Origin of the sequence: Kitasatospora sp. NPDC101801, assembly GCF_044766665.1 — a bacterium.
Classification (GTDB): Bacteria; Actinomycetota; Actinomycetes; order Streptomycetales; family Streptomycetaceae; genus Kitasatospora.
Genome location: NZ_JBIWML010000016.1, coordinates 102269 through 128280 on the forward strand (window position 1 = coordinate 102269; position 26012 = coordinate 128280).

At 73.5% G+C, this 26012-nt stretch carries 20 protein-coding genes; 12 read left to right on the forward strand and 8 right to left on the reverse strand.

The annotated features are described in order from the left end of the window. Window positions 1–127: 127 nt before the first annotated feature. From ACIRPK_RS19705 to ACIRPK_RS19715, 3 genes are all read right to left on the reverse strand, one after another. Window positions 128–1144, reverse strand: coding sequence for a hydroxymethylglutaryl-CoA lyase (locus ACIRPK_RS19705; RefSeq protein WP_403040496.1), 1017 nt, complete (start codon window positions 1142–1144; stop codon window positions 128–130). Further along, window positions 1141–3414, reverse strand: a complete 2274-nt coding sequence (locus tag ACIRPK_RS19710; protein WP_403040499.1) for a biotin carboxylase N-terminal domain-containing protein — start codon at window positions 3412–3414, stop codon at window positions 1141–1143. Before ACIRPK_RS19710 ends, ACIRPK_RS19705 begins: the two co-directional genes overlap by 4 nt. A 73-nt stretch (window positions 3415–3487) precedes the next feature. Then, entirely contained in the window at window positions 3488–5188 is a 1701-nt protein-coding gene (locus ACIRPK_RS19715; protein ID WP_403040502.1) for a carboxyl transferase domain-containing protein, read from the reverse strand. 135 nt (window positions 5189–5323) lie between these two features. On the opposite strand from ACIRPK_RS19715, the gene ACIRPK_RS19720 reads away from it, so the two are divergent. From ACIRPK_RS19720 to ACIRPK_RS19735, 4 genes are all read left to right on the forward strand, one after another. Next, window positions 5324–6007, forward strand: a complete 684-nt coding sequence (locus ACIRPK_RS19720; protein WP_403040505.1) for a TetR/AcrR family transcriptional regulator — start codon at window positions 5324–5326, stop codon at window positions 6005–6007. Between the two features lie 151 nt (window positions 6008–6158). Further along, a complete protein-coding gene (locus tag ACIRPK_RS19725; RefSeq protein WP_403040508.1) occupies window positions 6159–7370 on the forward strand; it encodes a 4-hydroxybenzoate 3-monooxygenase in 1212 nt (403 codons plus the stop codon). 120 nt (window positions 7371–7490) lie between these two features. Beyond that, window positions 7491–9236, forward strand: a complete 1746-nt coding sequence (locus tag ACIRPK_RS19730; protein ID WP_403040510.1) for a methyltransferase — start codon at window positions 7491–7493, stop codon at window positions 9234–9236. Between the two features lie 414 nt (window positions 9237–9650). Then, window positions 9651–13376, forward strand: coding sequence for an ABC transporter ATP-binding protein (locus tag ACIRPK_RS19735; protein ID WP_403040512.1), 3726 nt, complete (start codon window positions 9651–9653; stop codon window positions 13374–13376). Here ACIRPK_RS19735 and ACIRPK_RS19740 read toward each other — a convergent pair. Next, entirely contained in the window at window positions 13359–14666 is a 1308-nt protein-coding gene (locus tag ACIRPK_RS19740; protein WP_403040514.1) for a methyltransferase family protein, read from the reverse strand. The two genes, ACIRPK_RS19735 and ACIRPK_RS19740, sit on opposite strands and share 18 nt — an antisense overlap. Beyond that, window positions 14663–15637, reverse strand: a complete 975-nt coding sequence (locus ACIRPK_RS19745) for a hypothetical protein (protein WP_403040516.1) — start codon at window positions 15635–15637, stop codon at window positions 14663–14665. The genes ACIRPK_RS19740 and ACIRPK_RS19745 overlap by 4 nt, the downstream gene beginning before the upstream one ends. Before the next feature lie 77 nt (window positions 15638–15714). On the opposite strand from ACIRPK_RS19745, the gene ACIRPK_RS19750 reads away from it, so the two are divergent. The 3 genes from ACIRPK_RS19750 (at window position 15715) to ACIRPK_RS19760 (ending at window position 17390) form a co-directional block, all read left to right on the forward strand. Then, entirely contained in the window at window positions 15715–16377 is a 663-nt protein-coding gene (locus ACIRPK_RS19750) for a TetR/AcrR family transcriptional regulator (RefSeq protein WP_403040518.1), read from the forward strand. Between the two features lie 102 nt (window positions 16378–16479). Further along, a complete protein-coding gene (locus ACIRPK_RS19755; RefSeq protein ID WP_403040542.1) occupies window positions 16480–16938 on the forward strand; it encodes an RNA polymerase sigma factor in 459 nt (152 codons plus the stop codon). Continuing rightward, window positions 16935–17390: a hypothetical protein gene (locus tag ACIRPK_RS19760; RefSeq protein ID WP_403040520.1), complete on the forward strand. Its 456-nt coding sequence runs from the start codon at window positions 16935–16937 to the stop codon at window positions 17388–17390. The genes ACIRPK_RS19755 and ACIRPK_RS19760 overlap by 4 nt, the downstream gene beginning before the upstream one ends. A 7-nt stretch (window positions 17391–17397) precedes the next feature. On the opposite strand, the gene ACIRPK_RS19765 is transcribed toward ACIRPK_RS19760, so the two are convergent. Then, on the reverse strand, window positions 17398–18276 hold the full coding sequence (locus ACIRPK_RS19765; protein ID WP_403040522.1) for an alpha/beta fold hydrolase: 879 nt from the start codon (window positions 18274–18276) through the stop codon (window positions 17398–17400). A gap of 260 nt (window positions 18277–18536) precedes the next feature. On the opposite strand from ACIRPK_RS19765, the gene ACIRPK_RS19770 reads away from it, so the two are divergent. Beyond that, complete coding sequence (locus tag ACIRPK_RS19770) at window positions 18537–19754, forward strand: MFS transporter (protein ID WP_403040524.1); 1218 nt, start codon at window positions 18537–18539, stop codon at window positions 19752–19754. Here the strand turns inward: ACIRPK_RS19770 and ACIRPK_RS19775 are convergent. Next, the gene (locus ACIRPK_RS19775) at window positions 19741–20613 is read right to left on the reverse strand and encodes an ATP-grasp domain-containing protein (RefSeq protein ID WP_403040544.1); all 873 of its coding nucleotides are present in this window, start codon (window positions 20611–20613) and stop codon (window positions 19741–19743) included. The genes ACIRPK_RS19770 and ACIRPK_RS19775 overlap by 14 nt on opposite strands. A 77-nt stretch (window positions 20614–20690) precedes the next feature. On the opposite strand from ACIRPK_RS19775, the gene ACIRPK_RS19780 reads away from it, so the two are divergent. Further along, entirely contained in the window at window positions 20691–21194 is a 504-nt protein-coding gene (locus ACIRPK_RS19780; protein WP_403040525.1) for an NUDIX hydrolase, read from the forward strand. Between the two features lie 47 nt (window positions 21195–21241). Here the strand turns inward: ACIRPK_RS19780 and ACIRPK_RS19785 are convergent, their stop codons facing one another. Then, complete coding sequence (locus ACIRPK_RS19785; RefSeq protein WP_403040527.1) at window positions 21242–22351, reverse strand: ABC transporter substrate-binding protein; 1110 nt, start codon at window positions 22349–22351, stop codon at window positions 21242–21244. 287 nt (window positions 22352–22638) lie between these two features. Here ACIRPK_RS19785 and trpS point away from each other — a divergent pair, with 287 nt between their 5' ends. From trpS to ACIRPK_RS19800, 3 genes are read left to right on the forward strand one after another with little or no spacing between them, the layout of a single operon-like run. Continuing rightward, window positions 22639–23646 (forward strand): tryptophan--tRNA ligase, encoded by a 1008-nt coding sequence (trpS, locus tag ACIRPK_RS19790; RefSeq protein WP_403040529.1) that lies wholly within the window; start codon window positions 22639–22641, stop codon window positions 23644–23646. Window positions 23647–23705: 59 nt separating this feature from the next. Then, window positions 23706–24659, forward strand: coding sequence for an LD-carboxypeptidase (locus ACIRPK_RS19795; RefSeq protein ID WP_403040531.1), 954 nt, complete (start codon window positions 23706–23708; stop codon window positions 24657–24659). Between the two features lie 9 nt (window positions 24660–24668). After that, window positions 24669–25394: a nucleoside/nucleotide kinase family protein gene (locus ACIRPK_RS19800; RefSeq protein WP_403040532.1), complete on the forward strand. Its 726-nt coding sequence runs from the start codon at window positions 24669–24671 to the stop codon at window positions 25392–25394. Window positions 25395–26012 lie beyond the last annotated feature (618 nt).

Sequence of the window (26012 nt, forward strand, 5' to 3'; positions counted from 1 at the left end):
GCACGGGCCCGGCGCGCGATCGGAGCGATCGCCGGGCCGAAGTGCCGGGTCGAAGCGTGGGGTCGAAGTGCGGGGCGGGCTCCATCGAGGCGCTGCCCACAGGGGTGGACCGCTCAGGACAGACCGCTCACGCCGCGTGGCCGGCCAGTGCCTGGACCGCTCGGGACGGGCTGGGACGGCCGAGCTGCCCGGCCATCCAGGTGCTGGTGGCGACCAGTGCGCGCAGGTCGACGCCGGTCTCGATGCCCAGGCCGTGCAGCATCCAGACCAGGTCCTCGGTGGCCAGATTGCCGGTCGCGCTCTTGGCGTACGGGCAGCCGCCCAGGCCGCCCGCCGAGGCGTCGACCGTGGTGACGCCGGCGCGGAGCGCGGCCAGCGTGTTGGCGAGGGCCTGTCCGTACGTGTCGTGGAAGTGGACGGCGATGCTGCCCATCGGGACCCCGGCCGCGGCGAAGCCCTCGAGCAGGGTGACCACCTGGCCCGGGGTGGCCACCCCGATGGTGTCGCCGAGGCTCAGTTCGGTGCAGCCGAGCTCCAGCAGCCGGACCCCGAAGTCGACCACCTGGGCGGTGGGCACGGGGCCTTCCCACGGGTCACCGAAGCACATCGAGAGGTAGCCGCGGGTCGGAACCCCGGCCGCACCGGCCCGTTCGACCACCGGCCGGAACATCTCCAGCGCTTCGCCCGCCGTCCGGTTGAGGTTCCGGCGCGCGAAGGTCTCGGTCGCGCTGGCGAAGACGGCGATCTCGGTGGCGTGGTGGGCGAGCGCGCGGTCGAGGCCGCGCTCGTTCGGCACCAGAACCGGCAGCCGCAGCCCGGGGTACTGCTCGGGCAGCCCGGTCAGCCGGGGCATCAGCTCCTCGGCGTCCGCCAACTGCGGTACCCACTTGGGGTGCACGAAGCTGGTGGCCTCCACCGTGCGCAGCCCGGCGGCGGCGAGCCGGGCGATGAACTCCGCCTTCACCGTCACCGGTACGAGTGAACTCTCGTTCTGAAGGCCGTCACGCGGCCCCACCTCGTGGATACTGACCCGACCGGGCAGGCCGGGTTCCGGTACGGGGGTGGGCAACCCCAGTTCGAGGGCGTCGGGCTCATGGGTGGCCGATGCCCCGGAGGTCTCGTCCGTCAGGGTCGACTCGCTCATGACGCGGACCCCGTGAGCTGCTCGGAAGCTTCCTCGACGGGTTCCACCACGACCAGCAGCTCATCCATCGCCACGGTCGCCCCGGCGCTGACCCGCAGTTCGCCGACGGTGCCGTCGTGCGGTGCGGTGATCACGTGCTCCATCTTCATCGCCTCCAGTACCAACAGGGGTTGCCCGCGACGGACCAACTCGCCGAGGGCGGTCTTGACCACGGTGACCGTGCCCGGCATCGGTGCGGTCAGGCCGCCGTGGTGGGCGGCGCTCGCGCCGGCCCGGTCGACCACCGGGTCGTACGGGTGCACCGCCCAGGCGTCCCCGTCCACTCCGAGCCACTGGACCGGCCCGTGGGTGGCGCCGAAGCCGCTGTCGGTGGCGTAGGCGAACGTCGACCGCAGCCCGTCGACCGTCAGGTGCAGCCGCCCCGGCGCCAGGGTGGCCCGAGCGAGCCGCGACGGGCCGGCCTCGCCGAGCCGGACCTCGAACTCCTGGCCCGCGCCTGACGGTTGGCCCGCGCCTGACGGTCCGCCACTCGACGCTCCGGTGCCCGTCGGCCCGGCACCTGACGGGGTGTCCACCGCAGCGGGCCGGATCAGCACGGTGGCCGGGTCGTGCCCCGCCAGCCGCAGCCGGTGGGTGGTCCAGGCGGCCGTGCCCCCCAGCCGCCAGCCGGACGGTACCGCGAACGGGTCGGTCCAGCCGTCCGCAGCGGTGGCCGGGGCCAGGCCCAACTGCCGGGCCAGCGCGGCCGCGTAGTAGAGATCCTCGGCCGGCAGGGTGCCGGCCGAACCGGTCGGCACGGCGCCGGCCGAATCCGCCGAGCTACGTACCAGGGAGGAGGCCAGGACCTCGGGAGTCTGCTCGACGGTGCGCTCGACCAGCCCGGTGTCGAGGCGGCCCGCCACCACGTCGGGGTGGGCGAGCAGGCGGCGGAGGAAGCCGGCGTTGGTGGTGACACCGAGCACCCGGGTCTCCGCCAGGGCGGCCCGCAGTCGTCGGAGCGCGGTCGGACGGTCCGGCCCGTACGCGATCACCTTCGCCAGCATCGGGTCGTACAGGCTGCCGACCTCGGTGCCCGCCTGGATGCCGGAGTCGACCCGGATGCCGTCGCCGGTCGGCTCGTCCAGCAGCAGGATCCGCCCGCCGGTGGGCAGGAAGTCGCGCTCGGGATCCTCGGCGCAGATCCGGGCTTCGATCGCGTGACCCTTGAAGGAGATCTCCGACTGATCGAACGTCAACTCCTCGCCGGCGGCCACCCGCAGCTGCCACTCGACCAGGTCGAGCCGTTCCGGTGCCGGGGTGTCGGCCCGCACGGCCACGGCGAGCTCGGTGACGGGGTGTTCCACCTGAAGCCGGGTGTTCATCTCCATGAAGAAGAAGTCCAGGACGCCGTCGGGGGTCGGCCCGTCGGGGTCGATGCCCGGCACGATGAACTCCACCGTCCCGGCGCCGGTGTAGCCGCACGCCTCGGCGGCCCGGACGGCCGCCAGACCCATCGCCGCCCGGGTCTCCGGGTTGAGCAGAACGGAGGGCGCCTCTTCGATCAGCTTCTGGTGGCGGCGCTGCAGGCTGCACTCGCGCTCACCGAGGTGCACCGTCCGGCCGTGGGTGTCGGCCAGGACCTGGACCTCGATGTGCCGGGGACGGTCGACCCAGCGCTCCAGCAGCAGGGTGTCGTCACCGAAGGCCGTCCGGGCGACCCGGCGGGCGGCGGCCAGCTCGCCGGCCAGCTCGGCCGGGTCGTGCACCAGCCGCATGCCCTTGCCACCGCCACCGGCCGAGGGCTTGAGCAGCACGGGGTAGCCGATCTCGGCTGCGGCGGCGGTCAGTTCGGCATCGGTCGGCGAGCCGCCCTGGCTGCCGGGCACCACTGGCACGCCTGCGGACCGGACCGCCCGCTTCGCGTTGATCTTGTCGCCCATCAGCTCCACCGCGGCCGGCGGCGGGCCGATGAAGACCAGACCGGCCTCGGCGCAGGCCCGGGCGAAGCCGGGGTTCTCGGCGAGGAAGCCGTACCCCGGGTGGACGGCCTGGGCCCCGCTGCGGCGGGCCGCGTCCAGCAGCAGGTCGGTGCGGAGGTAGGTCTCCGCCGCCGAGCTGTCGCTGTGCCCCGGCGGGCCGAGCCGGACGGCGAGGTCGGCCGCCCGGGTGTGCGGTGCGTCGGCGTCCGCGTCGCTGAACACCGCGACCGAGCGCACACCGAGCCGGCGCAGGGTGCGGATCACCCGGACCGCGATCTCGCCTCGGTTGGCGACCAGAACTGTGTCGAACATGGGAGGTGTTCCTCCGAGTCGGAAATTCAGGAGAACAGCAGGGCGGGTCGAACGGGGAGCAGCGGACGGGGCGTCACATCCGGAAGACCCCGTACGGCCGGGCCGGGGCCAACGGGGCGTTGGCGCAGGCGGTCAGCGCGAGGCCGACCGCGGTACGGGTGTCCAGCGGGTCGATCACGCCGTCGTCCCAGAGCCGGGCGGTCGCGTAGTAGGCGTTGCCCTGTCGCTCGTACTGCTCCCGGACGGGCCGCTTGAACTCCTCCTCGGCCTCCGCCGGCCAGTCCTCGCCCTGGGCGTCGAACTGGTCCCGGCGGACGGTGGCCAGCACCGATGCCGCCTGCTCGCCGCCCATCACCGAGATCTTGGCGCCCGGCCACATCCACAGGAAGCGGGGTGAGTACGCCCGGCCGCACATCGAGTAGTTCCCGGCGCCGTACGAGCCGCCGATCACCACCGTCAGCTTGGGCACCCGGGTGCAGGCGACGGCGGTGACCATCTTGGCGCCGTGCTTGGCGATGCCGCCCGCCTCGTACTGGCGCCCGACCATGAAGCCGGTGATGTTCTGCAGGAAGAGGAGGGGGATGCCGCGCTGGTCGCACAGTTCGATGAAGTGCGCGCCCTTGAGGGCGGATTCGGCGAACAGCACCCCGTTGTTGGCCACGATGCCGACCGGGTGGCCGTGGATCCGGGCGAAGCCGGTGACCAGGGTGGTGCCGTACTCGGCCTTGAACTCGGCGAACCGGCTGCCGTCCACCAGCCGGGCGATCACCTCGCGGACGTCGTAGGGCGTCCGGGGGTCCACCGGCACCGCGCCGTACAGCCCGGCCGGGTCGACGGCGGGGGCCTCCACCGGCGCGAGCGGCCACGGCTTGGCGGGCCGGGCGCCGAGCCCCGCCACGATGGTGCGGACGATGGCGAGGGCGTGCGTGTCGTCCTCGGCCAGATGGTCCGTCACCCCCGAGGTGCGGGAGTGCAGTTCGCCGCCGCCCAGCTCCTCGGCGGTGACCACCTCGCCGGTCGCGGCCTTCACCAGCGGGGGGCCGCCCAGGAAGATGGTGCCCTGGTTCCGGACGATCACCGCCTGGTCGCTCATCGCCGGGACGTACGCGCCGCCGGCCGTGCAGGAGCCGAGCACCGCCGCGATCTGCGGGATGCCGGCGGCGGAGAGCCTGGCCTGGTTGTAGAAGATCCGGCCGAAGTGGTCGCGGTCCGGGAAGACCTCGTCCTGCATCGGCAGGAAGGCGCCGCCGGAGTCGACCAGGTAGATGCAGGGGAGCTGGTTCTCCAGCGCCACCTCCTGGGCCCGGAGATGCTTCTTGACCGTCATCGGGTAGTAGGTGCCGCCCTTGACGGTGGCGTCGTTGGCGACCACCACCACCTCGCGGCCGGCCACCCGGCCGATGCCCGCGATCACCCCGGCCGCCGGGGCCGCGCCGTCGTACAGGCCGTCCGCCGCGAGCGGGCTCAGCTCCAGGAAGGGGGAGCCGGGATCGAGCAGGGTGTCCACCCGGTCGCGCGGCAGCAGCTTGCCACGGGCGGTGTGCCGGGCCCGGGACTTGGCGCCGCCGCCGAGGGCGGCTGCGGCGAGCTTCTCCCGGAGTTCGACCACCAGGGCCCGGTGGGCGGCGGTGTTCGCCCGGTACGCCTCCGAGCCGGGGTCGGCCGCGCTGGTCAGCCGGGGCGCGGGCGCCGCAGCCGGGTCGGTGGGTACGACCGGCGGCGGAACAGCAGCAGCGACCGGACCGACGGACGGGCCGGCGGTGGAGATGGCCATCCCAGGAGCTCCCTTGTCCTCGGAGAGCGGACGGGACGGGTGGCCGAGCGGGTAGCCCGGCACCCGAATCCACCCAAGGTTAATGAGCGTTAACTCGTGGGCTCAGGTTAACCATGGATAACCCCACTGTCTACGATGGGAGGCATGCCGAACGTCCCAGCAGCCCCCGCAGTCCCGCGTCGCGACCAGATCCGCAAGGAAGCGGCCCGGCTGTTCGCCGCGCGTGGCTTCCTCGGCGTGGGCGTGGACGAGATCGGCAAGGCGGTCGGGATCAGCGGTCCCGCGCTCTACCGTCACTTCTCCGGCAAGGACGCGATGCTCGCCGACCTGCTCATCGGCATCAGCGAGCGGTTGCTGGAGGAGGGCCGCCGCCGGGCGGGTGAGGCGACTGCTCCGGACGGCGCACTGGAGGCCCTGGTCGTCGGGCACGTCGACTTCGCGCTGGACGACCGCGACCTGATCACCCTGCACGACCGTGAGCTGCTGCACCTCAAGGAGGAGGACCGCCGCCGGGTCCGCCGCCTCCAGCGCGCCTATGTCGAGCTGTGGGTCGAGGTGGTCCGGCAGACCTATCCGACCCTGGCCGAGCCCACGGCCGAGCCGACCGCCCGTACCGCCGTGCACGCGGTCTTCGGCCTGCTCAACTCCACCCCGCACAGCGCCGACCGCACCGGTCTGTCCCGGTCGGCCATGGCCGGACTGCTGCGGGCCCTCGCCCAGGGAGCGTTCGCCGCCGCCGCAGCGGAGCAGGACGCAGCGGAGCGGGACGCAGCAGTGCAGGACACGGCCGAGCAGGGCGCAGCCGAGCAGAACGCCTGATCCCGCCGCGTTTGGCCCGGTCACCCGAGGTGTGATGCCCACTCGACGGGCTTCCGGCCGCCGGTGTCCGGCCCGTGAACGACGGCCCAATTCGTGCATACGGGTGAACTTTTCGGTACGCCGACCGGGGGACTGCCTATGATCCACTTCCATGATGGAGAGTCAGATCATCAGAGGTGTGGGCCGTTCGGCTGACGTGGTCGTCCTCGGAGCCGGGCCCGCCGGGCTGGTACTGGGCAACCTGCTGCTCGCGGCGGGGGTGGACTGCGTCATCCTCGAGCGCGCCACCCGGGCTCAGTTGACCACTCGGGCCCGGGCCGGGTTCCTGGCCGCGAACACCGTGCGGGTGTTGGACCGGCACGGCCTCGCGGAGGGCCTGCACCGGCACGGGAAGGAGCACGCGGTATGCGAGTTCCGTACCGAGGACGGCCGGTTCCGGCTGGACTACGGCGGTCTCGGCCTGGGTGAGCGGCACACGGTCTACCCGCAGCACCTGCTGGTGGCCGACCTGCTGACGCACTTCGAGGAGGCCGGTGGGCAGATTCGTTTCGGCGCCGAGGCACAGGCCGTCCTCGACATCGGGACCAGCCGCCCCCGGGTCACCGTCCGCGAGCCCGACGGCCGCCAGGAGACCTGGCAGGCCCGGTACGTGGCCGGCTGCGACGGTCGGCACGGCGCGGCCCGCCGTTCGCTCCCGCCCGGCAGCTTCCGCCACCACCGCCACGACCACGGCGTCTCCTGGCTCGGCCTGCTCGCCGAGGCGCCGCCGAGCCTGGACGCCGTGGGCTACGCCGTCCACCCCCGGGGCTTCGCCGGACACATGGCGCGCACCCCCTCGGTCACCCGGTACTACCTCCAGACCGAGCGCGGGAGCGCGGCCGAAGCGTGGTCCGAGGAGCAGATCTGGGCGGAGCTGGAGCTGCGGATGCGGACGGCCGAGCACGGCCCGCTGCACCGTGGCCCGATCGTCCAGCGCGCCGTGGTCGACCTGGAGTCCGACGTGCTGGAGCCGCTGCGGCACGGCTCGCTGATCCTCGCCGGTGACGCCGCGAGCCTGCTCAGCCCGTCCGCGGCCAAGGGGGCCAACCTGGCCGTGCTGGAAGCGGAGCTGCTGGCCGAGGCCCTGGTCGCCGAGCTGCGGCACGGTGACGGCGACGGGCTCGCCACGTACTCGGAGCGCTGCCTGCGGTACATCTGGCGCGCGCAGGAGTTCTCGCACTGGATGGTCCAGCTCCTGCACGGCGTGCCCGGGCAGGAGGCCGGAGCGCCCTTCCAGGACGCCCTACGGCGCTCGCGCCTGGACTCGCTGCGCACCTCGCGCAGTCACCAGGACTGGTTCGCCGAGCACTACGTCGGCGTCTGACCCCTTCCGGACGCGTCCGGAGAATCGTTTTCCCCTAGGCACACACCGTCTCCACATCGCCTCCATGGCACCGCCATGCCCGGATCCGGCCCCACACCCCAGAAGTGAGGACCTGTCACCATGACCACCACCACCATGCCCACCACGACCGCCGCCGCCACGACCTACCCGACCGACCTGGACCGGTTGACCGAGACGGTCGCCTTCGTCCGGGAGCAGGACACCGCCACCCTGCTGCCGCTCCTGCTGCCCGGGCTCGACGCCCTCGAACTGCGCGCGCTGGTGGAGCGCTGCCGGTTCTCGCACGCGGCCCTGCTGGTCTTCCCGTCCTCTCCTGAGGACCTGTCCGCCCTCCTCGACGACGGCGGACTGCCCTCCGACGGGCCGGCGCGCCCCAGCGTGGTGGTCCGCGACCGCCTGGCCACCCGGCACGGGCGCGACCCGTCGGAGCTGGACGTGCGGATCCTCCGGCCCCGGGTGGCCGGGTCGGACCGTACGGTCGAGGTGTTCGCCCTGGCCGTCCCGCCCGGTTCGGACCTCGCCGGCCTGGCCGAGCACGAGCGCACCCGCGACCACGAGGCGCACCTCGCCCTGGAGGTCGCGCAGCCCGACCCGCTGGTGCTGCGCGGCCTGTGCGCGCTGCTGACCCGGAACGGTGCCACCGCCGACGGCGGCGGCTACAACCCGCACGAGGACGGCACCGTCCTCTACTTCACCGCGCCCACCGGCTCGAAGGCCGGCTACCGGCGGCTGGAGCTCTACGTCCCCGGTGAGCACCCCGACGTGCTCGACGCGCACCTCGCCCAGTACCGGGCCGGCCGACCGGCCGAAACGCTCCTGCGCCTGCTGACCGGTGCGTGGACCACCCAGGCCTTGGCCGTCTGCGCCGAACTCCGGCTGCCCGACGCCCTCGACACCCACACCGCCTTCGGTGCACCGGCCCTGGCCCGGGCGGTCGGCGCCGACCCGGACACCCTGGTCTCGCTGCTGCGCTACCTCGCCATGCTCGGCGTGGTGTCGGCCGACGCGGACGGCTACCGGCTCACCGAGATCGGCGCCCTGCTGCGCACCGACGTCCCTGCCTCGATGCGCCCGCTCGCCCTGATGTACGGCGGGCCGTTCTACGAGTCGTTCGCCGCCCTCGGGCACACCGTGCGGACGGGCGAGGTCGCCTTCGACCACCTGCACGGCGAGAACCACTTCGACCACTTCGCCCGCGACCCCCGGCTCGCCGCGCTCTTCGACGAGTCGATGGCCGCGAGCTCGCGGATGTTCGACCCGCTCTCCGCCCACCCGGTCGTGATGGCCGCGGGCCGGGCGGCCACCCCCGGCACGGTGGTGGACGTCGCGGGCGGGAACGGGGAGCTCCTGGGCCGGCTGCTCGCCGCCCACCCCGGTCTGCGGGGTGTGCTGCTCGAACGCCCGCACGCCGTCGCGGCCGCCCGGCTCTCGCTGGCCGCGGCCGGTCACGGCGACCGGTGCGAGTACGTGGCGGGCGACTTCGCCGACGTCCCGGCGGGCGGGGACGTCTACCTGCTCTCCCGGATCCTGCACGACTGGGACGACGACCGGTGCCGGGAGATCCTGCGGCACTGCGCCCGCGCGATGCCCGCCCACGCCGACCTGCTGGTGGTGGAGCGGGTGCTTCCCGACGACGGTTCGCCCTCGCTGGCCACCGCGTGGGACCTCCACATGCGCTGCAACGTGGGCGGCCGGGAGCGCCGGGCCGACCACTACGCCCGCCTGTTCGCCGACGCGGGCCTCACCCTGGTGGGCACCGCCCCGCTCCCGCTGGACGCCACCGTCCTGCACGTCCGCCGCTCGGGGACTCCCGTCCCCGGCCAGGCGGTCCGGCCGGGCGCCTAGGCCCGGTCCCTGCCGGATCGCGCCGGACCGGTCATCCTGGCCCGGGCCCGGCGTGATCCGCCAACAGCCCTAGGGCCTGTCGGCAGACTCCCGCCTGCCCCACGACGCCCGGCACGCACGCTCGCCGCACCGGATGAAAGCCCGAGGACGACCCAGTGCGCGTGCTCCTGCCCGGCACGCCGAGAGCACGCACCGGACGCCGCAGGGCCGCCCTCCGGGCGACGACGGGAGTCCGACGACAGGCCCTAGGTCGAAGGGCGGTCCCGACAGGGTTCGTCCGCCCGGTCCGGCCGGGTGTCCCGGCGGGGCATCCTGGTCGGGCGGGAAGCAGCTCGGCCGGAGCACTGTTCGGTCCGATGCGTGCCCGTCGAAAAGCGATGGGGGCGGACGATGAAATGGTTAGTATCCCTAAATATGTCTGAGACTCACGGATCTCGCGGACCGACAGTCGATGCCGAGCGCGGCTGGCTCCGCCGACTGGTCGGCTACAGCTGGCGGCACCGCCGCAACGTGCTGCTCTCGTTCGGTGCCTCGCTGGTCGGTATGGCCGTCACCGCCACCGTCCCCCTGATCACCAAGGTGATCATCGACGACGTGATCACCACGCACACCCGGCCGCTCACCCCGTGGGCGGTGGCGCTGCTGGTCGCGGCCGCGCTGGTGTTCGTCTGCACCCAGGTCCGCCGCTACTACGGCGGGCAGCTGGCGGTCGACGTCCAGCACGACCTGCGGTCCGACCTGTTCCGTTCGCTCACCCGACTGGACGGCGACCGGCAGGACCGGCTCGACACCGGCCAGGTGGTCGGCCGGGCGACCTCGGACCTCCAGCTGATCGTCGGCCTGCTGTCGATGCTGCCGATGATGACCGGCAACGTGCTGATGTTCGGCATGTCCGTGCTGGTGATGCTCTGGCTCTCGCTGCCGCTGACCCTGGTCGCGCTGGTGATGGGCCCCGCGCTCTGGTGGTTCGCCACCCTCAGCCGACGGCGGCTGTTCCCCGCGACCTGGGCCGCCCAGCAGGAGGCGGCGGCGGTCGCCGGCGTGGTGGACGGCGCGGTCGGCGGCGTCCGGGTGGTCAAGGGCTTCGGCCAGGAGGCCCAGGAGCGGGCCAAGCTGGAGCGCGCCTCGCGTGAGCTGTTCGGCGCCCGGCTCCGCTCGATCCGGTTGAACAGCCTCTACACCCCGGCGATGCAGGCCATTCCGGCGCTCGGCCAGGTCGCGGTGCTGGCGCTCGGCGGCTGGCTGGCCGTCCGGGGCGAGGTCACCCTGGGCACCTTCGTCGCCTTCTCCACCTACCTGGCGCAGCTCACCGGTCCGGTCCGGATGCTCACCATGGTGATCACGGTCGGCCAGCAGGCCAGGGCCGGGGTCGAGCGGGTGCTCCAACTCGTCGACCAGCGTCCCAAGGTGCAGGAGCGTCCGGACGCGGCCGACCTGACCACCGCACCGCCGGTCACCGCCGCCGCCCCGGCCGTCGAGTTCGACCGGGTCGACTTCACGTACGGCGAGTCGGCCCCCGTCCTGCACGAGCTGAGCTTCCGGCTCGCCGAGGGGGAGACGCTGGCCCTGGTCGGCGGCTCGGGCTCGGGCAAGTCCACCGTCGCCCAGCTCCTCCCGCGCTTCTACGACGCCACCGAGGGCACCGTCCGGCTCTACGGCCACGACGTCAGGGACCTGACGCTCGATTCGATCCGGGCCACCGTCGGCATCGTGCCGGAGGAGAGCTTCCTGTTCTCCGACACCGTCGCGAGCAACATCGCGTACGGCCGCCCGGACGCCACCGAGGCCGAGATCGAGGCCGCGGCCGGCGCCGCCCAGGCCGACGGGTTCATCCGCGAACTCCCGGACGGCTACGCCACCAAGGTCGGCGAGCAGGGCCTGACCCTGTCCGGCGGCCAGCGGCAGCGGATCGCGCTGGCCCGGGCGATCCTGAGCGACCCGCGGATCCTGCTGCTGGACGACGCGACCTCGGCCGTGGACCCGCAGGTGGAGGCCGAGATCCACCAGGCCCTGCGCGGCGTGATGGCCGGCCGCACCACGCTGCTGATCGCCCACCGCCGCTCCACCCTGCAACTCGCGGACCGGATAGCCGTGCTGGAGCGCGGCCGGCTGGTGGACGTGGGGACGCACGAGGAACTCGACGCCCGATGTCCCCGGTACCGGGCCCTGATCAGCACCCCCGAGGCACTCCTCGACGCGGCCACCGACGGCACCGCCACCGACGGCACGGCCACCGACGGGGCCCCCGAGGCGCCGAGCCCCGAGCAGGAGCCCGCGGCGTCCGGCACCGACCCCGAGCTGCTCGCCCAGGTCGCCGCCCTGCCCCCGGCCACCGACACCCCCGACATCCCGGTCGAGCGGGCCGAGGCCGGTGACCCGGACTTCAGCCTCCGGCGCCTGCTCGCCCCGTTCCGCGCCCCGCTCACCCTCGCCCTGCTGCTGGTCGCGCTGGACGCCGCGGCCGGGCTGACCCTGCCGATCCTGATCCGGCACGGCATCGACGACGGCGTCAGCAAGGCCGCGATGGCCGGGGTCGCCACCGCCTCGCTGCTCGCCCTGACGGTCGTGCTGCTGGACTGGGTGGTGCAGACCGCCGAGTCCAGGGTCAGCGGCCGGACCGGCGAACGGGTGCTCTACACCCTGCGCCTGAAGATCTTCGCGCACCTCAACCGGCTCGGCCTGGACTACTACGAGCGCGAGCTTTCCGGCCGGATCATGACCCGGATGACCACCGACGTCGACTCGGTGTCGAGCTTCCTGCAGACCGGCGTGGTCACCGCGGTGGTCAGCCTGTTCACCTTCTTCGGGATCTTCGCCGCCCTGCTGGTGATCGACCCGGGTCTGGCCCTGGTGGTGTTCGCGGTGCTGCCGGTGCTGGCGGTCGCCACCCTGGTGTTCCGCCGCAGGTCCAGCAGCCAGTACCAGATCTCCCGGGACCTGATCAGCACGGTCAACGCCGAGCTGCAGGAGAACGTCGCGGGCATGCGGATCGTCCAGGCGTTCCGCCGGCAGACCCTCAACACCGACCGGTTCGTGGCCAGCGGGCTGGCCTACCGGGACTCGCGGGTCAAGGCGCAGTTCTACATCTCGCTGTACTTCCCGTTCGTCCAGTTCCTGTCCAGCGCCGCCGCCGCCCTGGTGCTGATCGCCGGTGCCTCCCGGGTCGAGGCGGGCACCCTGACGATCGGCGCGCTGGTCGCCTACCTGCTCTACATCGACCTGTTCTTCGCCCCGGTCAACCAGCTCTCGCAGATCTTCGACGGGTACCAGCAGGCGGCCGTCGGCCTCGGCCGGATCCGCGACCTGCTGCGCACCCCGACCGGCACCCCGGCCGCGGCCGACCCGGTGCCGGTGAAGAAGCTGCGCGGCGAGATCACCTTCCAGGACGTCAGCTTCGCCTACCACGGCGGCGCCGACGGCCACTCCGACGTGCTGACCGGCATCGACCTGCACATCCCGGCCGGGCAGACGGTGGCGCTGGTCGGCGAGACCGGCGCGGGCAAGTCCACCCTGGTCAAGCTGGTCGCCCGGTTCTACGACGCGACGGCCGGCAGCGTCCGGATCGACGGCACCGACGTCGCCGCGTACGACCTGGCGGAGTACCGGCACCGGCTCGGCGTGGTCCCGCAGGAGGCGTACCTGTTCGCGGGCACGGTGCGCGAGGCGATCGCGTACGGGCGGCCGGAGGCGAGCGACGCCGAGGTGGAGGCGGCCGCCCGGGCGGTCGGTGCGCACGAGATGATCATCGGCCTGACGGGTGGTTACCAGCACCGGGTGTCCGGCCGGGGCCGTAACCTCTCGGCCGGTCAGCGGCAGCTGATCGCGCTGGCCCGGGCCGAACTGGTCGACCCGGACATCCTGTTGCTGGACGAGGCCACCGCCGCGCTCGACCTGGCCACCGAGGCCGCCGTCAACCGCGCCGCCGACCGGATCAGCGGCGGCCGCACCACCCTGGTGATCGCCCACCGGCTGACCACCGCGGAGCGTGCCGACCGGGTGGTGGTGCTGGACCACGGTCGGGTGGTCGAGGACGGGACGCACGCCGGCCTGCTGGCCGAGGACGGTGCGTACGCCCGGCTCTGGCGGGCCTTCGTCGCCGACAGCCACCAGGACCGGCGGGTGTCACAGCAGGTCGGCTGACGGTGGCTCAGCCGGTCGGCGCTCCGCCGGGGTCCGCAGTTCGCGCGGGCCACCGGCGGTGGCGTCGGCGACCAGCTGGGCTAACCAGGCCAGCCCGGGGACCAGCAGCACCCAGCCGAGCAGCGCCCACCCCAGGTGGAAGTGCTGCAGGGCCCGGCCGAGCGCGGCCACGCCCTCCGCGCGCTCCCGGCCGTCGGCCGACTCATAGGTGATCCGCCGCAGTCCGGCCGGGTGCTCCTCCGCCGGGCGGACGGTGAGCGCCACCGGTGAGCGGTCGAGGACCCAGCGGCCGACCCCGCTGCACACCCCGCAGGTCTGCGCGACGTGCAGCTCGGCCGGCGCGGTGCCCGGCCAGGGCCGCAGCCGGGGCAGCCAACTGCGCACCCCGGCGGTGTACTCGGCCCAGCCCGGGCCGAACCGCTCCGCGAGCTGGGCGCCCTCGTGCCAGGCGGCCAGCCCGGCACTGTAGGCGACGGTCACCCCTGCGGCGGCCAGCAGCCAGGCGTTGGCCGTGAACGCGGCCAGCACCAGGTGGCACAGCAGCAGCGAGAGCTGGATCGGGTTGCGCACGTACGCGTACGGACCGCTGGTGACCAGCCGGCGCGGTGGGTCGTACGGCAGCGGGGTGCCGCCGCCGCGCACCACGAACTCCCGTACGGCGGCGACTCCGAGCAGCATCGGCACGGCCAGCACCTGGAGGCCGGTGCTGAGCACGGCGCCGTGCGGGAGCCGGACCCCGGCGGCCGTCGCGGGCAGTGCCAGCATCAGCAGTGCGGCCAGCAGGACCTGACCGGCGGCGCGCAGCCGGAGGTGTTCGGCCCGGGCGGTCCAGCGGGCCAGCAGCAGTCCGGGCAGCAGGCAGAGCGCGATGGCCACCGCCTCACCGGTCAGCCATCGGTCGCCGAGCCGGACCACCGGGTCGAGCAGCGGCATCGCGGCCAGGTCCAGCCAGCCGAGCAGGGCCGCGGTGACCGGCCACGGCAACCGGGGGGCGGCCAGCGGCGGCAGCACACCCCAGAGCAGCACCCAGCCGAGCAGCAGGTCGACGGGCAGCCCGGCCACCGTGCCGCCGTCGGCCTGGAAGCTCCACCAACCGAGCCGTCCGGCCAGCAGGTTGAGGCCGGGCAGCAGGGCGAGCTGCCAGGCACCGCCGACGATCGCGGCCGCCACGTCGGCCCGGCCCGGCCGCCGGACGGCGGCGGCCGGCACGACCGCGAGCAGCGGGACGAACAGGCCGGCCGCCCGGATCAGGGCCGGGCCGGTGGCGACGGTGTCGGCTGCGGTGGTCATGACCCGGGCGCGAAGGTGTCGGCGAGGTAGTTGGCGGCCTGCTCCATGCCGTAGTTCTGGATCGGGTCGAAGTACCAGCCGGGATCGAAGGTCCGCCGGTAGCCGAGCTGCCAGCTGACCTCGGTGCCGCCGTCGGCGGTCGGCTGCCAGCGCACCTCGGAGGTCCGGAAGTTCAGCCAGCGGGCGGTGGTGGAGTCCTGCTCGATGCGGAACAGCACCCGGCCCGGGTCGCTCTCGGCGATCCGCAGCGTCATGGACCGGGGCGTGGGGGTGGCCCCGATGCCCAGCGACTTGCGCGGGTTGAAGGTGATCAGCCGGCCGTCGCCGACCGCCAGGCCGCCGCCGGTGACCTGCTGCGGCCGGGGGAACGGGATCTTGAGGAACACCGGGCGGGGGGTGCCGAAGACCGGCGGTGCCGCCAGTGCGGCGGCGAACTGATCGGGCGTCACGGACAGCGTGCGGGTGACCGTCACCGTGCTGTCGCGGTCCACCGTGCCGTCGACGCCCTGGAGGACGACCAGTCCGAGCAGCGGGGCGAGCGCGAAGGCGTTCAGCCGCTGCCGTCCGCCGGGTTCCTTCGCCGGGCGGCGCGCGTGGTCGACGGCCCGGCCGATGCAGGCCGCCACCAGGTAGAACAGCGGCGCGGCGATCAGCAGGCAGATCACGCCTTCGTTGAGCAGCGGACCGGCCAGCGCCAGTCCGATGGTGACCGAGGCCATCGCGGTGCCGGTGGCACTGGACGGCCGGGCGGAGAGCGCCACGGTGATCGCGATCACGGCGGGCAGGCCGACGTAGAAGAGCGCGGTCTGCTCCAGCCCGCCCGCGTGCAGCACCTTGTAGCCGAGCATCGCGAGGAAGAGGGCGGCCAGGACGACCGCCAGCCGGCGCCGGGCCGAGGACCGGGCCACCGGATCGGGCTCGCCGTAGCTCACGATGTCCTGATTGTCGCTTCTGTCCTGACCCTCGGTCATGCCCACCCCTTGATCGGTCGGTTTAATCACCTGATTAAACCGTATGATGAACGCATTCAGCGACGGGGGGCACGAGCATGGCGGCGACTGCGGACAGCGGAGCCCAGACCAGGGAGCGACTGGTCGAGGCCGCGACCACGGTCCTGCGGACCCACGGGTACGCGGGGTCCAGCGCCCGGGTGATCGCGAAGGAGGCGGGGGTCAACTCGGCCCTGGTCTTCTACCACTTCGGCGGCGTGGACCCGCTGCTGCTGGCCGCCTTCGACCGGGTCTCCGAGGACCGGATGGCCCGGCACGCCGCCACCGTCGCGGAGGTCAGGACCCTGGAGGAACTGGCCGAGGCCGCCGAGCGGATCTACCGCGACGACCTCGACGGCGGGCACCTCACGATGTTCTCCGAACTGGTCGGCGCCGCCGTCGCCCGGCCCGAGCTGCGCGCCGCCGTCTCCGAACGCGCCGAACCCTGGCTGAAGTTCGTCGAGACCACGCTCGACCGGGTGATCGGCGGCACCCCGCTGGCCAGGCTCACCCCGCCCCGTGACCTCGCCAACGCGGCGATCACCTTCTACCTGGGCGTCAACCTCTTCACCGTGCTGGACGCGGACCGGTCCCGCACCGAGTCGCTGTTCGCGATGGCCCGCCGGCTCGCCCCGCGCGCCCGGCTGCTCACCCTGCGCCTGCCCGGCCGCCGCCGCCCCGCCGCCCCCGCGCAGCTGGAGGCCGGACCGGCCGAGGGCTGACGGTCGGTCAGGGGTACGGTTCCGAGCGTGGACGAGGATGCCCGGCCTTGGGACGTGGCCGCGCCGCTGGTCCGGGCGGCCCAGCGCGGTGACGCGCTGGCCATGGACGACCTGCTGAAGCTGATCACCCCGTACGTCACCCGGCTGTGCGCGCCGATCGCCCCGGCCGACACCGCCGACGCCGTGCAGGAGTCGCTGCTCGCGGTCTTCCGCGGTCTGCGCGGGCTGCGCGACCCGGTGGCGCTCTACGGCTGGGTGCGCGCGGTGGCGGTCCGGGAGGCCGTCCGGGTGGCCCGGCGTACCGGCCCCGAGACCCCGGTCGACCCCGAGCAGCTCACCCGGCTGCGGGACCTGCTGCCCGCCGCCGGGGCCGACCCGGGCACCGAGGTGCGCGACCTGCTGGCCCGGCTGCCCGTCCGGCACCGCACCGTGCTGGTGCTGCGCGCGCTGGAGGGCCTGGACGAGCGCACCACGGCCGAGCTGCTGGACATCCCCGAGGGCACCGTGAAGTCACGGCTGAGCAGGGCCCGTTCCTCCTTCCGGAAGGCGTGGACACGGTGAACGGACCGGACCGGATCGCCCGGCTCCAGGTGCTGGCGGCCGGGCTGCGCGCCCCGCTGTACGCCGAGCGGCGGCTCGAACTCCCCTTCGGCCGGGTCTGGGCGGTGCTGGCCGACCTGGAGGGTGAGCTGCCCCACCTGATCCCCTTCGTCCGGGAGTTCGCGGTGCCGGCCGGCGACAGCGAGCTCAAGCACGCCCGGGCCGTGGACGCGCTCGGGCTCCGGGGGCCGTTCGAGGTGCGGCTCGCCCCCGGCTGGTGCCTGATGCAGTCCCGGCTGGTGACGATGGGCATGGCTGCCGTGCCCGACGGCGGTGGCACCCGGCTCGCGGTCTGCGGCGCGCTCCGGCCCGCCGCCCTCGGGCCGGTGCAGCGCGGCTACCGGCGGCTGGCCGGCGAGCGCCGGGCCCGCGCCTTCTTCCGCGCGGTGGAGCGCCGGGCCGCGCTGCGCTGACGCCGGGTCAGGCGGTCCGGGCGATCAGCCCCCGCAGTGCCTCGGCCACCTGCCCCGGGCACTCCTCGGGCAGGTGGCCACCCACGCCGGGCAGCACCGACACCGTCAGGTCGTCCGCGTCCGGGGCACCGCGCAGCAGGGCCGGCGGGATCACCGGGTCGTGCTCGCCGCCCAGCACCAGGGTGGGGACGGTCAGCCGCCGCCGACGGTGCGTCCCGCGCAGGCCCGCCGGGATGTCCCGCAGCACGTACTGCCAGAACAGCGACTGTCCGGCCCGGGCCGACGCCCGGGTCGCCCCGGTGAACTCGGCCAACTCCGCCGCCGACCAGCAGGCCGGGTCGACGGCGGCCCGGCGCAGCAGGAACCGGGTGAAGGCGGGCCAGTGCCGCAGCACCAGCCGTCCGAGCACCGGGTACTCGACGAACGCGGTGAACCACAGCCGCCACAGGTTCGGCAGCACCTGACGGTGCTCGGTCCACGGGTGCGCCATGTTCAGCGCCAGGAAGGCGCGGAACCGCTCCGGGGCCCGCTGGCAGACCCGGAACCCCACCCCGGCGCCCCAGCTGTGCCCGGCCAGCGTCACCCGGTCCAGGCCGAGCGCGTCCAGCACCGCCAGCACGTCCGCGGCGAGCGCGTCGGTGTCGTACCCCCGGGCGGTCTGCTCGGACCAGCCGAAGCCACGCAGGTCAAGGCAGATCAGCCGGTGGTCGGCCGCCAGCAACGGCACCAGCCGCCGCCAGGCGTACCAGTGCTGCGGGAAGCCGTGCAGCAGCAGGACGGGCTCGCCGCTGCCGAACTCGGCGAGGTGGAGCCGGGCGCCCCGGACCTCCACCCAGCGGTGCTCGGCACCCTCCAGGTGCGGCATCGGACGGTTGCTGATGGTCATGCGGTCTCCTTCGCCGGCTGCGGATGTCCTGCCAGGAGGCGCGCGACCGGGCGGAGGTTCCAACGACTTTCCGGGGATTTCCTCATCGCAGGACCGTTCGATCACGGAGCGATCTCGGGCCGGACGCAACTGTGCAGCCCGGGGATTGCGAAGCGGCTCTGACGGGACGTCACCCGGGCTGCTCCTGATAGACAGACCTGGCGACCGGGCACGAGGCCGGGAGCGACTCCCCGGTCCACCCTGGTCGAGAGGCCATGCCCATGTCTTCGCGGACGGGGCGCAGCTCTGCGCGCCTTGCCGTCACCGCCCTGGTGGCACTGTTCTCCGCCGGGTACCTGCCCGCCTATCTGCTGCCGACCGTCGTCGGCCGGCTGGTGACCGGCTTCGGCCTGACCACCCCTCAGGCCGGTGCGGTCGGCAGCGCCCTGCTGCTCGCCTCGGCCGGGACCGGCCTGCTGCTGGCCGGCCGGGTCCGCGCGATCGGACCGGTCCGGCTGGCCAGGTGCGGGCTCGGGCTGCTGATCGTCGGCGCACTGCTGGCGGCCGGCGCGACCGCCCTGCCGCAACTGCTGGCCGGCTGCCTGCTGACCGGCGTCGGCGCGGGGACCGCGACGGCGGTGGCGGCGGTCGCGGTGGCCGGCTCGGCCGATCCGCACCGCAGCTCCGCCCTCGGCCTGCTCGCCACGTCCTGCGTGGCCGCCGCGCTCTTCCTGCTGCTGCCCCGGCTCGGCGCCGGGCACCCGCTGCCGTTCGCCGCGCTGGCCGGCTGGGCGGCGCTCGCCCTGCTGACGGTGGGTCGGCTGACGTTGGATCGGGAGCCGGTCCGGGCCCGGACCCGGACCCGGACGGTGCTGCCCCGGCGGTCGGCGGGCCTGGTGCTGGCGGGCGGCATGATGCTCTGGTCGATGGCGCAGAACGCCCTCTGGGGCGTCAGCGGGCAGATCGGGCTCGGCCGGGTCGGGCTCTCCGAGCAAACCATGGGCCTGGTCTTCGCCCTGGCCCTGGCCGGTGGGCTGCTCGGGGTGACGGTGGCCGGTGCGGTCGGTGCCCGGCTCGGCCGGGCGCTGCCGATCGGCGTCGGGACGGCGGTGATCGCGCTCTGCGTGCTGTTCACCGGCGGCGCCGAGTCGGTCGGCGCCTTCGCGCTGGGCGAGGTGCTCTGGAACACCTGCTACCCGCTGGTGCTCACCTACCTGATCGGCCTGGCGGCCACCCTGGACCAGGGCGGCCGGTGGGCGGTGCTGGCTGGTTCGGCCTCCTCGCTCGGGGTGGCCTGCGGTCCGGCGGTCGGCACCGCGCTGTCGGCGGCCGCCGGGTACCCGGCGATGGGCCTGACGCTCGGCGGGCTGCTCGCCACGGTGGCGGTGCCGCTGGTGCTGGTGGCCCGTCAGCGGCCGGCGGCCCGGGTCTTCGTCCCGGCCCAGCGGGCCGCCGCCGAACCGTCGGCCGTCGAGTACCGGGCCCTCAGCCCCCGCTGACCGCGAGCAGCGCGGACAGCAGCCGCCCGAGGTCGGCACCTCGCGGCAGGTCGCTGACCTGGCCGTCCCCGACCTCGACCACCCGCCAGGCACCGCCGTCCACCGCCTGCGCCAGATCGGTGGTGACGAACCGGCAGCCCAGCGCCCTGACCAGCTGCCCGATCCCGTCGAGCTCCGGCCGGACGGTCGCGTCGGGGCAGTCCGGGTGCGGCCCGACCAGGACCGGGTCGCCGTCCAGCCACCAGACCCGGGCCTCCACCGCCCGGCCGTCCGCGTCCCGGCGGAACTCCTCGAACCGCCGCAGCACCACCCCGCCGGCCAGGAACTCCGCCTGGAGCTCGACGAACCGCCCGACCACCCGGGCCAGCCCGTCCTGATCGGCCAGCTCCGGCACGTAACAGGCCGTCGCCCACTCGTGCTTGCGGGACTTCACGTAGTCCTTGACGATCGCCGGCCCGCGCCCGCCCAGCTGCCGGGCCGCCTCGGCGAGCTGCTCCGGGGCCGGCCCCTTCGGCCCCGGCACCCAGACGCTCTCCGGCGTGCTGCCCTCGAAGACCGGGTACCAGCCGGGCAGTTCATGGGCGTCCGCGTACGAGGCCGGTGAGGTCAGCAGCGGCCGCCCGCGCTCGGCGAGCGCCCCGGCCAGCGCCGCGTACGCCGGGACCGGCACCATCCAGCCCCGGTACCAGAGCGGACCGCCGCCCGCCGGGACCCGGCGGACCGCCGCCCGGACGTCACCTGCGAGCAGCGCGTCGTGGTCGAGCAGGACGTACCCGCCGCCCAACTCCTCCACCCGGCGGGCCTCCCGGAGGTAGTGCGGATCGGGACGGCCGGGGGTCAACGGGTCGGCAGGCAGCATGATCACCGGCTCAGGGTAGAACCCCGCCGCCGGAAATCGGGTGGTCCGACGCGACGGCGTTCTGCCAGGGTGACCCGATGCGAACCCCACGACGCGCGGCCAGGACCGCGGTACTGGAGCCGGGCGGGGCGGTCTTCCTGCTGCGCTCCGACAACAGCGAGGTCGGTGTCCACTGGAACATGCCGGGCGGCGGCATCGAGGACGGCGAGTCCCCGACCACCGGGGCCGCCCGGGAGCTCCGGGAGGAGACCGGCTGGACCGACCTGGCGCCGGGCCCGCTGCTCTGCACCTGGGAGCACGACTTCACCTGGCACGGCATCCCGGTCCGGCAGTCCGAGCACATCTACCTCGGCCGTGGCCCGCGCCGCGACCCGGTCGGCGACGTCGGCGAGGCGCACCGCGCCGACGGGATCCTGGACTGGCGCTGGTGGACGCCGGAGCAGCTGGCCGACCCGGCGGCCGACCCGCTCTGGCCGCCGCAGCTCCCGGGGCTGCTGGCCGACGTCCGGGCGGACTGGCTGGCCGGGCAGAACACGGTGATTCCGGTGCACCTCGGCTACGTGCCCAACCGGCCGCGCTGACGCCGCCGCGCGGGTGGAGGTGACCCGTCGTCACCTCCACCCGGCGGTCACTGCGGGGCGACGAAGCCCTGCAGGTCCTTCAGCACCGCGTTGGCGGCCATCACGCCGAGGCCGAGGAACCAGGTCTCGTCCGCGACCGGCCTGGCCTGGACCGCCTTGACCGCGCCCAGGGTCTTCCAGAGCGCGCCGCCGAGCACCGCGTCCTGGTTGGTCGCGCTCGGCGAGCCGTACACGCCGTAGCAGACCCAGTCGGCGTCGGCCTGGTCGATCTGCTCGGCGCTGACCTCCACGGCCAGCTCCTTGACCTGCTCGATCTTCGGCTGCGGCAGCGGGATGTCGGCCAGCACGGTGCCGATGAAGGAGAGCTCCGCGTACAGCCGGATCTTGCCCGGCATGAAGCGCAGCGGCGTGATCGTCGGCGGCTTCCCGCCGGTCCGCGCGCTCACCTTGGCGCCGATCTCCTTGGCCGCCGCCTGGTACGCCGTCAGCTGGGACCTGGCCTCCGCCTCCAGCCCGAACGGGGCGGCGTTCAGGACGAAGTTCTCCTTCCACGGGTAGCCCGGGCGGATCGAGAACACGGTGGGGGCGATCTTCGACAGTGCCGCGTACTGGTCCTGCGCGCGCAGCTGGCTGCCCAGGATCAGGTCCGGCTTGAGGGCGGCGATCGCCTCCAGGTTGAGGCTGGAGATGGTGCCGACACTGGTCGGGTTGCCCGCCCGGCCATCGAGGTAGCCGGGCATGGTCTTCGACCCGTCGGTGTAGGCGACACCCACCGGCTGGATGCCCAGCGCCACCACGTTGTCCAGCTCGCCGGTGTCCAGCACCACCACCCGGACCGGCTTCTTCGCGATCTCGGTGCTGCCCATCGCGTGCTTCACCGTGCGCGGGAAGACCCCGGCGGCCGCGTCGGCGCCGAAGCCCTTCATCTTCTCGATCACCGTGGCGTAGTCGTCGCCGCCCTGGGTGACCGACTTCTGGTTCACGCTCGCGCCGGCCGAGGGGCTCGCCGAGCTGCTGCCGCCCGACCCGCCCCCCGAGCTGCCGCAGGCGGTGAGCAGTCCGCCGAGACCGACCACGGCACCGCCGGTCAGTCCGACGGCGAGGAAGCTGCGCCGGGAGGAACGAGAAGGGGTCCGGTCGGCGGGGGTGGGGGCCACGCGCTGCTCCTTGTACGAATCTGGATAAGGCAAGGCAAACCTATCCGATCGTCCGAACGGAACGGTGCCCGGGCCGAAAGCCCGTGCCACCGCCCGCCCCGGGCCGCTACGCTGGCGTCATGAAGCAGCAGCCGTGCCTGAACTGGTGGCCGTCCTAGGGCGGCCATCCCTTCACGCACGACTCCAGGGCCGTCCGACCGGACGGCCCTGTGGCGTTTCCTCGGGGCACCTCGGCGGACCGGTCCGACCCACCGTCACCTTCCGACCCGTCCTCCGAGGAGCCCCCGATGCAGATCGAGACCGTCCGGCAGCATCCCGACCGGTACCGCGTCCTGACCGGCGACCGCCCCACCGGCCCGCTCCACCTCGGCCACTACTTCGGCACCCTGCACAACCGCGTGCAACTCCAGCGGATGGGCGTCGAACTCCTGCTGGTGGTCGCCGACTACCAGACCCTCACCGACCGGGACCGGGCCGACCGCCCGGCCGAGCACGCCGAGAACCTGGTCCTCGACTACCTCGCCGCCGGGATCGACCCCGAACGCACCACGATCTTCACGCACAGCTCCGTCCCCGCGCTCAACCAACTGCTGCTCCCCTTCCTCAGCCTGGTCACCGTCGCCGAACTCGGCCGCAACCCCACGGTCAAGGACGAGATCGCGCACTCCGGCCAGTCCACCGTCAGCGGGCTGATGTTCACCTACCCCGTGCACCAGGCAGCCGACATCCTGTTCTGCAAGGCCAACCTGGTACCCGTCGGCCGTGACCAGCTGCCGCACCTGGAGACGACCCGCACCATCGCCCGCCGGTTCAACGACCGGTACGCCACCTCGCTGTTCCCCGAGCCGCAGCCGCTGCTCTCGGAGGCACCGCTGCTCCCGGGCACCGACGGCGGCAAGATGAGCAAGAGCCGGGGCAACGCGATCGCGCTGGGCGCCACCGAGGACGAGACCGCCCGACTCATCCGGGGCGCCACCACCGACGCCGACCGGCACATCAGCTACGACCCGGAGCACCGGCCCGGCGTCTCCGGCCTGGTCCAGCTCACCGCACTCTGCGAGGGCCGCGACCCGGCCGAACTCGCCGCCGAGATCGGTGACGGCGGCGCGGGCGCCCTCAAACGCCGGGCCACCGAGACGGTCAACGAGTACCTCCGCCCGCTCCGCGCCCGCCGGACTGAACTCGCCGCCGACCGGGCCCTGCTCCGGTCCGTCCTGGCCGCCGGAGCGGAACGGGCCAACGCCGTCGCCGAATCCACCCTGGCCGAGGTCAGGTCCGCGATGGGCATGGGGTAGGACTGAGGGCAGGCGCGCGGCCCCGGGCCGCGCGCCTGCCTCTCCGGAAGGAAGTGACGATGTCCCAGCAGATCTGGACCGCCGCACCGCGCCGAGCCCGCCGACTGGTGCCGGGCGACCGGGTGGCCCTCGTCGCCACCAGCGGCGCCATCGACCTCGGCCAACTCGCCGCCGGCACGGCGATCCTGCGCTCCTGGGGACTGGACGTCGTCCCCGGCGACCACCTGACGGACCGCCACCTCGGCTACCTGGCCGGGACCGACGCCGGCCGCGCCGCCGACTTCCAGCGCGCCTGGCGCGACCCCACCGTCGCCGCCGTGATCTGCGCCCGGGGTGGCTACGGCGTCCAGCGGATGGTCGACCTGCTCGACTGGGACGCGCTGCGCGCCGCCCCGCCCAAGATCCTGGTCGGCTTCAGCGACATCACCGTGCTGCACGAGGCCGTCGCCCAGCGCCTGGGCGTCCCCACCCTGTACGGCCCGCTGGGCACCGGCGCCACCTTCATCGCCGACCCGGCCACGGCCGACCACCTGCGCCGTACCCTCTTCACCCCGGAGAGCACCCTGGTCGTCGGAGCCCCCGGGGGAGTCGCGCTTTTTCCCGGTACCGCTCACGGCGTCACCGCGGGCGGCTGCGCCAGCCTGCTCGCCACCGATCGCGGCACCGCCACCGCCCGCCCCTCCTTCGCCGGCACCATCCTGCTGCTGGAGGACGTAGGCGAGCAGCCCTACCGGCTCGACCGCATCCTCACCCAGCTGATCCGCTCCGGCGCCCTGGACGGCGTCGCCGGGATCGCCCTCGGCTCCTGGGAGGACTGCGGCCCGCTCGACCAGGTCCGCGGGGTGCTCGCCGACCGCCTCGCCCCGCTCGGCGTCCCGGTCGCCTGGGAGTTCGGCTTCGGCCACTGCCCGTCCACCCTCACGGTGCCGCTCGGCCTGCCCGCCACCCTCGACGCCGACGCAGGGACGCTCACCTTCGACGTCCCGGTTCTCACCTCCGAACCCGCTGAGTAGGGTGCGGCCATGCACGAGGAAGCCCGAGCGGCTCACACCAGTGACCCGACCCCCGTCACCGCCCCCGCCGAACTCGTCGAGTCGGCGGCCCGCCTGCTGAACGGCCGCACGATCCACAAGGGCCGCTCCCTCCTCGGCCTGGCCGGCCCGCCCGGCGCGGGCAAGTCCACCCTGGCCCGGTACCTGGTCACCGAGCTCAACCGCGCTGAGGGCCCCGGCACCGCTGCGTACCTCCCGCTGGACGGCTTCCACCTCGCCAACGCCCAGCTCGACCGCCTGGGCCTGCGCAGCCGGAAGGGCTCACCCGCGAGCTTCGACGCGCTCGGCTACCTGGCCCTGCTGCGCCGGGTCACGGTGGAACGCTTCGACGACATCTACGCCCCCGGCTTCGACCGCCGCCTGGACGAGGCGGTGGCCGGCCGCCACGTGATCCAGCCGCACACCCGCCTGGTCGTCACCGAAGGCAACTACCTCGCCAACGACGATCTCCCGTGGCGCACGGTCCGCACCCTGTTGCACGAGCTCTGGTACGTCGAGGCGGAGGACGCGGTACGGGACGAGCGCCTGCTGCGTCGGCACCTGGCCGGCGGCCGGAACGCGAAGGCGGCCCAGGACTGGATCACCGGCAACGACGGTCCGAACGGCGAGTACGTGAAGCTGGGCCGGGCGGCCTGCACTCGGGTGGTCCGAGCTGGTGGTTTGCCGCCGGCCCCCGATAGGGGTAGTGTTTCCTAGTCGCTCGGCAGGGAGCACCGGACACGCATCGGCGCGGACGGTCCCGGGGCAGCCAATCCTCTGAACACATCTTCTGATCGTGCTGATTCGCGCTTTCTCGCGGGTCGGTTCTATTTGCTGTGTGCGTTTATATGGATTGCGGCTGGATTCGCTTTGTGGAGCGGGGATCGGCTAAGGTTTGAAACGTCGGACAGGTCGTCAGGTCGGTTACGGCGTAAGCTTCTTGAGGATCCGGAAGCGCGGAACGGCTGGTCAGGGAAACCTGGTAGAGTCGGAAGCGCCGAAAGGCCGAAGGAAAGAGCGGGTCGGAAACGCCGAACGGCGGACATGATAAGCTCGGAACACGAACGAAGCGCCCGGAGGGTCCGCCTGATAAGCGGCTCGAAGGAAGTGTCCGTTCCTTGAGAACTCAACAGCGTGCCAAAAGTCAACGCCAGATATGTTGACATCCCCGGCCTCGCCTTTGGTGGGGTTGGAGATTCCTTTATGAAGTAAAACACTAGCGAGGACGCAGTGCGCGGGATCACCTATTCCGGTGGTTGCCGTGCCGCTCTTCCGAGGTGGTTGCCCGATGACGGGTAGACATTCACGGAGAGTTTGATCCTGGCTCAGGACGAA

Coding starts and splice junctions, on each gene's coding strand:
- ACIRPK_RS19705 (WP_403040496.1), bottom strand. CDS start 1,144: ATGAGCGAGTCGACCCTGACGGACGAGACCTCCGGGGCATCGGCCACC.
- ACIRPK_RS19710 (WP_403040499.1), bottom strand. CDS start 3,414: ATGTTCGACACAGTTCTGGTCGCCAACCGAGGCGAGATCGCGGTCCGG.
- ACIRPK_RS19715 (WP_403040502.1), bottom strand. CDS start 5,188: ATGGCCATCTCCACCGCCGGCCCGTCCGTCGGTCCGGTCGCTGCTGCT.
- ACIRPK_RS19720 (WP_403040505.1), top strand. CDS start 5,324: ATGGGAGGCATGCCGAACGTCCCAGCAGCCCCCGCAGTCCCGCGTCGC.
- ACIRPK_RS19725 (WP_403040508.1), top strand. CDS start 6,159: ATGATGGAGAGTCAGATCATCAGAGGTGTGGGCCGTTCGGCTGACGTG.
- ACIRPK_RS19730 (WP_403040510.1), top strand. CDS start 7,491: ATGACCACCACCACCATGCCCACCACGACCGCCGCCGCCACGACCTAC.
- ACIRPK_RS19735 (WP_403040512.1), top strand. CDS start 9,651: ATGTCTGAGACTCACGGATCTCGCGGACCGACAGTCGATGCCGAGCGC.
- ACIRPK_RS19740 (WP_403040514.1), bottom strand. CDS start 14,666: ATGACCACCGCAGCCGACACCGTCGCCACCGGCCCGGCCCTGATCCGG.
- ACIRPK_RS19745 (WP_403040516.1), bottom strand. CDS start 15,637: ATGACCGAGGGTCAGGACAGAAGCGACAATCAGGACATCGTGAGCTAC.
- ACIRPK_RS19750 (WP_403040518.1), top strand. CDS start 15,715: ATGGCGGCGACTGCGGACAGCGGAGCCCAGACCAGGGAGCGACTGGTC.
- ACIRPK_RS19755 (WP_403040542.1), top strand. CDS start 16,480: ATGGACGACCTGCTGAAGCTGATCACCCCGTACGTCACCCGGCTGTGC.
- ACIRPK_RS19765 (WP_403040522.1), bottom strand. CDS start 18,276: ATGACCATCAGCAACCGTCCGATGCCGCACCTGGAGGGTGCCGAGCAC.
- ACIRPK_RS19770 (WP_403040524.1), top strand. CDS start 18,537: ATGTCTTCGCGGACGGGGCGCAGCTCTGCGCGCCTTGCCGTCACCGCC.
- ACIRPK_RS19775 (WP_403040544.1), bottom strand. CDS start 20,613: ATGCTGCCTGCCGACCCGTTGACCCCCGGCCGTCCCGATCCGCACTAC.
- ACIRPK_RS19780 (WP_403040525.1), top strand. CDS start 20,691: ATGCGAACCCCACGACGCGCGGCCAGGACCGCGGTACTGGAGCCGGGC.
- trpS (WP_403040529.1), top strand. CDS start 22,639: ATGCAGATCGAGACCGTCCGGCAGCATCCCGACCGGTACCGCGTCCTG.
- ACIRPK_RS19795 (WP_403040531.1), top strand. CDS start 23,706: ATGTCCCAGCAGATCTGGACCGCCGCACCGCGCCGAGCCCGCCGACTG.
- ACIRPK_RS19800 (WP_403040532.1), top strand. CDS start 24,669: ATGCACGAGGAAGCCCGAGCGGCTCACACCAGTGACCCGACCCCCGTC.